At 40.4% G+C, this 6,000-nt stretch carries 3 protein-coding genes and 1 rRNA gene; 2 read left to right on the top strand and 2 right to left on the bottom strand.

Annotation, left to right across the window (positions count from 1 at the left end; all coding sequences use genetic code 11):
* A 16S ribosomal RNA gene (locus ABMY35_RS10295) occupies window positions 1-1,001 on the bottom strand; the annotation flags it as partial.
* A 581-nt stretch (window positions 1,002-1,582) separates the two neighbouring features.
* On the opposite strand from ABMY35_RS10295, the gene ABMY35_RS10290 reads away from it, so the two are divergent.
* On the top strand, window positions 1,583-3,001 hold the full coding sequence (locus tag ABMY35_RS10290) for a sodium:alanine symporter family protein (protein ID WP_349286120.1): 1,419 nt from the start codon (window positions 1,583-1,585) through the stop codon (window positions 2,999-3,001).
* Window positions 3,002-3,068: 67 nt separating this feature from the next.
* Here ABMY35_RS10290 and ABMY35_RS10285 read toward each other — a convergent pair whose 3' ends face one another.
* Window positions 3,069-3,494: an exonuclease III gene (locus ABMY35_RS10285; RefSeq protein WP_138569006.1), complete on the bottom strand. Its 426-nt coding sequence runs from the start codon at window positions 3,492-3,494 to the stop codon at window positions 3,069-3,071.
* Window positions 3,495-3,762: 268 nt separating this feature from the next.
* Here ABMY35_RS10285 and ABMY35_RS10280 point away from each other — a divergent pair, with 268 nt between their 5' ends.
* A complete protein-coding gene (locus ABMY35_RS10280; protein WP_349286119.1) occupies window positions 3,763-5,937 on the top strand; it encodes a S9 family peptidase in 2,175 nt (724 codons plus the stop codon).
* Window positions 5,938-6,000 lie beyond the last annotated feature (63 nt).

The raw sequence follows: 6,000 nt of genomic DNA, 5'->3' as shown, positions 1-6,000 counted from the left end.
GTAAGTTCTCTGTATGTCAAGTGTAGGTAAGGTTCTTCGCGTTGCATCGAATTAAACCACATGCTCCACCGCTTGTGCGGGCCCCCGTCAATTCATTTGAGTTTTAACCTTGCGGCCGTACTCCCCAGGCGGTCTACTTAATGCGTTAGCTTTGGAAAAGTTGTCCGAAGACCCCAGCTCCTAGTAGACATCGTTTACGGCGTGGACTACCGGGGTATCTAATCCCGTTTGCTCCCCACGCTTTCGTACATGAGCGTCAGTATTGACCCAGGTGGCTGCCTTCGCCATCGGTATTCCTTCAGATCTCTACGCATTTCACCGCTACACCTGAAATTCTACCACCCTCTATCATACTCTAGTTTGCCAGTTCGAAATGCAGTTCCCAGGTTGAGCCCGGGGCTTTCACATCTCGCTTAACAAACCGCCTGCGTACGCTTTACGCCCAGTAATTCCGATTAACGCTCGCACCCTCCGTATTACCGCGGCTGCTGGCACGGAGTTAGCCGGTGCTTCTTCTGTAAGTAACGTCACAGCTAGCAGGTATTAACTACTAACCTTTCCTCCTTACTGAAAGTGCTTTACAACCCTAAGGCCTTCTTCACACACGCGGCATGGCTGCATCAGGCTTGCGCCCATTGTGCAATATTCCCCACTGCTGCCTCCCGTAGGAGTCTGGACCGTGTCTCAGTTCCAGTGTGGCTGATCATCCTCTCAAACCAGCTAGGGATCGTCGCCTTGGTGAGCCATTACCTCACCAACTAGCTAATCCCACTTGGGCTAATCTAAGGGCGAGAGCCGAAGCCCCCTTTGGTCCGTAGACGTTATGCGGTATTAGCAGTCGTTTCCAACTGTTGTCCCCCACCCTAAGGCATATTCCCAAGCATTACTCACCCGTCCGCCGCTCGTCATCTTCTAGCAAGCTAGAAATGTTACCGCTCGACTTGCATGTGTTAGGCCTGCCGCCAGCGTTCAATCTGAGCCATGATCAAACTCTTCAATTAAAAGTTTTTTGAATCCTAAGATTCGTGCTCAATGAATTCTGTATAAATTGACTATATAGTCACTCATAAGAAATTGAGACTCTAAATTTTTTTGCTCCTGAATCAAGAGCTGTTAGAACTCAATCTGTACGAGTGCCCACACAGATGATTGCTTCATATTTTCAAAGAACATTTCCGGTTACCCGGTGTAACTAACGCTTGGTTAGTTACCGCAGCCTTGCTGCGAAGTGGAGCGCCATAATAACGACTTCACTTTTTATGTCAACACTTAATTTTAAAAAGTTTTTTTAAGATTAAGTTTTATTTGACTTAACATCGTTTTGATTTGCTTTTCAGCGTCTCGCCCCGTGTCAGTGGGTGCGCATTATAGGGAGAAATTAAAAGTGCGCAACCCCTTTTTTAAAGAAAAATGCATTATTTTCTATATATTTAAATATACAAGCTTACAAACCACTTAGTGACAACTTACCCACAAAACCCTGTGGATAAATCGTATTTTGTCGCCGTGCTTTAGATTGCCTTCCTTATTTATGCTAGATTACGGCCCTCATTTATTCGTTCAATTAACTAGGCATTCAATTATGGCTGATATTTTAAACTTTATTAGTGGATTGCTATGGGGCCATGTCCTTATATATCTATTAATAGCAGCAGGTTTATTCTTTACCTTCCGTTTGGGCTTCATTCAATTTAGACAATTTCCTTATATGGTTAAGGTCATGGCTAGTAGTAGACAAGGTTCTGACTCGGGCATTTCTTCATTTCAGGCTTTTTGTACTTCATTAGCTGCACGTGTTGGTACAGGTAATATGGCTGGCGTTGCTGTTGCACTCTATTTAGGTGGTGCTGGAGCAATTTTTTGGATGTGGTTAATTGCACTTATCGGTATGGCTACCAGTTTTGCCGAAAGCGCCCTTGCACAGCTATATAAAACAAAAGATGAAGATGGCAACTTCCGTGGTGGCCCTGCTTATTATATGGAGTATGGTTTAGGCAAGCGTTGGATGGGTGTGCTTTTCTCTTTATGTCTTATCTTAGCATTTGGGCTTGTATTTAATGCAGTACAAGCAAACTCAATTACAGCAGCGTTTGAAGTTGCCTTTGATATTCCAAAACACATTATGGGTGTATTACTCGTTATCGGCTCTGGTTTTATTATTTTTGGTGGTTTAAAAACCATCTCTCGTTTTGCTGAATTAGTTGTGCCTTTCATGGCTTTGGCTTATTTAGCTGTTGCATTATATGTATGTGCTATCAATTTTGAGCTTTTACCAGCCGTGTTTAAGCAAATTATCTACAGTGCTTTTGGCATTGAACAAGCAGGCGCTGGTGCAATTGGTTATGCTGTTATGCAGGCAATGATCCAAGGGATTAAACGAGGTCTCTTCTCTAACGAAGCTGGTATGGGTAGTGCTGCCAATGCTGCAGCAACTGCAACACCAAACCCAAACCACCCTGCATCGCAAGGTTATGTACAAATGCTTGGGGTGTTTGTAGATACTATTATTATCTGTTCTGCAACTGCTGCACTTATTCTACTATCTAATCAACTAGTCCCTGAGTCTGGTGTTACTGGTATTGCTTTAACGCAAGCCGCTCTGGTTCAGCATGTTGGCGAATGGGGGGCTATTTTCATTGCAATTGCCATTTTATTCTTTGCATTTACATCTATCGTAGCTAATTACTCATATGCTGAAACAAACTTAATGTTCTTAGAGCACAATCATAAACATGGCATGTTGATCTTTAGATTATGTGTACTTGGTATGGTGATGTTTGGCTCTGTCAGTGAACTGGGTTTGATTTGGACTATGGCTGATGTGTCCATGGGTATGATGGCGATTGTAAACGTAGCTGCCCTATTCATGTTATCAGGTGCTGTAATCTGGCTTTACAAAGATTACATCTCTCAGCTTAAGCAAGGTAAAGTGCCTGTATTTGACCCAAATAGTAATGAGAAAATTAAAGCGACATTACCGAAAGGTATATGGACTAAATAATTCATAAACATTAAAAAAGCCGTTGAAATATTCCAACGGCTTTTTTGAAATCTTTTCTAAAGCAATATTAGATTGCTGTTTTCGCAAACTCTTTTACAAATTCACGTACTGGAATATCGTTACAACGTAAGCTACGCGCTTTGTAACCGATTTCTTTTATTCCTTTTCTCGCCGCTGTCATACATAGAGACGTTTCTAAACTTTGGTTTTTAGCAACTAATGTTACTTTCTTCTCTGAAGATGTATTCGCTTCACGCTCAGCACGTTCTGCAACTTTACGAATATCTTCGCCATTACATAATAAGCTCGGTGAAAAACGAGACACGTTTAAACCATGTTTACTTGCTTCTTTACGCGCTGCTGAAAAGCCTTCTGTTGAAGCAATAACACATACTTTCGTTTCTGCTGAGTTATCAGCTGACACGAATGCTGACGCTTGAGCATTCAAAGAAACAGTTAAACCAAAAGCCAAAAGTGAGATAGATTTAAGCATAATACACCTAATAAGAACGAGTTTGCGCGCATTATATAGCCAACTTTTTTCTTGTAAATGCAATAAATGATTTATTTTGTTTATTTAATAGTCAGTTTACATTTAATTAAATGTCGTGTTCAAAGCATTTAAAACTTTATCTAATTTGTACAATTTGTTTAAAACTTAACGCACACTTTGACTACTTTACATGTCTTTACAATCTTGGCTGGTTAGACTGTAAAAACTGAGTTAGCATCAAAAGGAATAATTTATAACAAGGATTACTATGAAACGATTTCTACCTCATGCTTTAAGCATCATTTCTTTGGCAGTATTAGCTGGTTGTAATAATGACAATAACAATCAAACACAACAAGCTAATGCACAGGTACAAGAACAAGCTGTTGCAGCACCGATAGCCAAAAAAGTACCACACGAAATGGAAATACACGGCCATAAACGTGTTGATAATTACTATTGGATGCGTGATGACGAGCGAAAAGATCCTGAAATCATTGCTCACTTAGAAGCAGAAAATGCTTATACTGCCTCGCAACTTAGTAACACAGAAAAGCTTCAAGAAACACTATTTGAAGAACTTAAGTCTCGGATCCAAAAAGACGACAATTCTGTACCGACCAAACGTGGTAACTATTTCTACTCTTCGGAAATGCGTGGTAATAACGAATACCCTATTTATGTTCGTAGCAGTGACTTCAAAGGTTCTGATAAAGAGATCCTTCTTGACGTTAATGAACTTGCAAAAGGCCATGAATACTATAGTGCATCAGGCTTATCTGCGAGTCCAAATGACCAACTACTCGCTTATGGTGAAGATACAGTCAGCCGCAGAATTTATACTATTCAAGTTAAAGACTTAAAAACAGGCAAGCTTTTAGACGATAAAATTGAAGGCGCACAAGCGAGTGTTGTGTGGGCTAACGATAATGAGCATTTCTACTATGTTAAAAAAGATCCGCAAACTTTATTAGGCTACCAAGTATATCGACACAAGCTGGGCACACCGCAATCTTCTGACGAACTTATTTATGAAGAAGCTGATAACACTTATTACACGTACATAGGTAAAACGAAAGACGGGTCAAATGTCGTCATTTACCATTCAAGCACCGAGTCTTCAGGCATGTCTTTCATAGACGCAAACGATAGTAAAGCTAAGGCCAAACGCTTTATTCCTCGTGAGAAAGGTCTTGAATATAATGTTTCGAAGCATAAAGACACCTACTATATTTTGACCAATCTAAATGCGGTTAACTTCAAACTGATGCAAGTTAACGAAAAAGACTTAGGTGATAAATCTAAATGGCAAGAAGTCATTGCACACCGCCCAGCAGTTAAACTAGAAGGCATCGAACTTTTTGATAACCATCTTGTTTATCAAGAACGTGAAATGGGTCAGGTAAAGGTAATCGTTCGTTCTCTTAAAGATGGCAGTGAAAAAGCACTTAAATTTAATGATGACGCATTTGCTGCATATTTATATGGCAATAACGAATTAGACAATGACTCAGTCCGTATTTACTACACCAGTATGACTACCCCAGGAACTCACTACGATTTCAACCTTGAGTCAGGTGAACCAAATATTCTTAAACAAAATAAAGTACTGGGTGATTTCAAAGTAGACAACTACGCTTCTGAGCGTATTTTTGTCACGGCTAGAGACGGTGTGAAGGTACCTGTTTCTTTAGTTTACCGTAAAGACAAGTTTAAGAGAGATGGTACAAATCCATTATATCAATATGGTTATGGCTCTTACGGAGCAACAATGGATCCAAGCTTCTCAAGTAATCGACTTAGCTTACTAGATCGAGGCTTTGTTTTTGCAATTGCACATATCCGTGGTTCACAAATGCTAGGCCGTCCATGGTATGAAGATGGTAAAAAGCTTACCAAGCAAAATACCTTTAATGATTTTGTAGACGTAACAAAGCAGCTGGTTGAACAAGGTTATGGCCATAAAGATCAAGTTTACGCTGTAGGTGGCAGTGCTGGCGGTCTGTTAATGGGTGCAGTGATCAACCAAGCACCTGATTTATATAAAGGCATTGCTGCACATGTTCCTTTTGTTGACGTAGTTACAACTATGCTTGATGAAAGCATTCCACTTACTACCGGTGAATATGACGAATGGGGTAACCCAAACGACAAAGCTTATTACGACTACATGCTAAGCTATTCGCCTTATGATCAGGTTAAGAAGCAAGATTACCCTCATATTCTTGTAACGACTGGCCTACATGATTCTCAAGTACAGTACTTTGAGCCTGCAAAGTGGGTAGCAAAGCTGCGCGACTATAAGACAAACGACAATAAGTTATTGTTTAAAGTAGATATGGAAGCGGGTCACGGTGGCGCATCAGGTCGCTTCAAACGCTTACATGATACTGCTCTAGAGTATGCATTCTTCCTAGATTTAGCGGGAAAAAATAACTTATAAAATAGTTATTCAGTAAATGTAAGGCCGGATTAACTGGTCTTACATTCTCTTACATTTCGCTAC

It is taken from the genome of Pseudoalteromonas sp. BZB3 (assembly GCF_040104455.1).
In the GTDB taxonomy this organism is placed as follows: domain Bacteria; phylum Pseudomonadota; class Gammaproteobacteria; order Enterobacterales; family Alteromonadaceae; genus Pseudoalteromonas.
The sequence above is the reverse complement of the archived record's forward strand: the minus strand, read 5'-3'. Positions and strand labels throughout refer to the sequence as shown.